We start from the raw sequence: 680 nt of genomic DNA on the forward strand, positions 1-680 counted from the left end.
TCGGCCACTTTCAGCATCTCGTCATAGGTATCGCAGACGATGATCTCGCCATATTCCTCCCAGCTGACCTTGGCGGTGCCGGCAGTGGGCAGGATGCCGAGGATACGGTCGATCTCGCTTAATGTGTCTTCGGCCAGTTTGCGCGAGTTGGTGACCAGTACGCAGGGGCTGTTATAGCCATGCTCGGCCTGACCCAGCAGGTCGGTGGCGCAAAGCTCGGCGTCGGCTGCGGTTTCATCGGCGATCACCATGGTCTCGGTCGGACCCGCGAACAAGTCGATGCCGACGCGGCCGAACAACTGGCGCTTGGCTTCGGCCACGAAGGCGTTGCCGGGACCGACCAGCATGTGAACCGGATCGATGGTCTCGGTCCCGATTGCCATGGCGCCGATAGCCTGAATGCCGCCCATGACATAAATCTCATGCGCGCCGCCCAGATGCATGGCCGCGATCACAGCCGCATTCGGTTTGCCCTGAAATGGCGGGGTGCAGGCGATGATGCGGGGCACACCGGCAACCGAGGCCGTGGCCACCGACATATGCGCCGAGGCCACCATCGGGAACTTGCCGCCCGGCACGTAGCAGCCCACAGACTGCACCGGGATGTTCTTGTGACCCAGGATCACGCCCGGCAGGGTCTCGACCTCGATATCCAGCATCGAGTCGCGTTGCGCCTGCGC

At 63.2% G+C, this 680-nt stretch carries 1 protein-coding gene; it reads right to left on the bottom strand.

The window, feature by feature from the left end:
• The coding region (gene hisD / locus ACOQFT_RS00030) for a histidinol dehydrogenase (protein WP_421596033.1) at positions 1 to 680 on the bottom strand (680 nt) is incomplete at both ends.

This window comes from Ruegeria sp. MALMAid1280, from assembly GCF_049195285.1.
Classification (GTDB): domain Bacteria; phylum Pseudomonadota; class Alphaproteobacteria; order Rhodobacterales; family Rhodobacteraceae; genus Ruegeria.